Source organism: Sphingobacterium populi (assembly GCF_001586775.1).
Classification (GTDB): domain Bacteria; phylum Bacteroidota; class Bacteroidia; order Sphingobacteriales; family Sphingobacteriaceae; genus Sphingobacterium; species Sphingobacterium populi.
The window spans coordinates 1-325 of the sequence record NZ_LQXS01000026.1 but is presented as its reverse complement, the minus strand read 5'-3'; the positions used below and the strand labels follow the sequence as shown (position 1 = coordinate 325).

The 325-nt window shown below is 42.5% G+C and carries 1 pseudogene; it reads left to right on the top strand.

The window, feature by feature from the left end:
• A pseudogene (locus A0125_RS15965) lies at nucleotides 1-325 on the top strand (SusC/RagA family TonB-linked outer membrane protein); the annotation flags it as partial.

Sequence of the window (325 nt, the reverse complement as noted above, 5' to 3'; positions counted from 1 at the left end):
ATTCACCTCTTCAGCTAACTTTCAGAATGTCGCTTACTTGCCCAAACTTCAGTCCTTGTACGGACAAGGTGCTAATAACATCTACAATAACCAAAGTACCAATTCTTGGGGTCCTAGTTTTGGCAGTTTGGATCAAGTAGTACAAGGAGGCACCGGGGCGCTAGTTCCTTATCAGCCTTACCCTAATAATATTACGGATTTTTACAATACTGGTGCTTTCTACCAAAACTCTGTTAATCTAGCGGGAGGTGATGAGAAGAGCAACTTTGTGGCGGGAGTATCCAGCACCATTCAGAATGGTATTGTTCCCAACAGTAAATACAAT